1 pseudogene is annotated in these 273 nt (G+C 60.8%); it reads right to left on the reverse strand.

The window, feature by feature from the left end:
* A pseudogene (locus tag AC0L2Y_RS34695) lies at positions 1-273 on the reverse strand (IS4 family transposase); the annotation flags it as partial.

A 273-nucleotide genomic window follows, 5' to 3' on the forward strand; every position in this document is an offset into this window, starting at 1 on the left:
GCGCGCGATGACATGGAAGTGCTGCTCAGTCGAACTGGCATAAAGGGCAAAGATATCGCTCTCGCGGTCACCCAGCACGGTGACCGCTGCGGCCTTGGCGAGCAGCGGTCTGGACGCAGCGACGGTGGATGTCCAGCGCCGCGATTCCTTGTCTGATAATTCCCGATCGTCGTTTGAGGTGGTGCGACGGGCCTCGCGCGTGCAGATCTGCCCGCTCAATAGTGCAAGACAGGTGGCATCATCGGCATCCACAGCCAGTAGCTTATGCAGCAG

The sequence above is a fragment of the Mesorhizobium sp. WSM4830 genome (assembly GCF_055811495.1).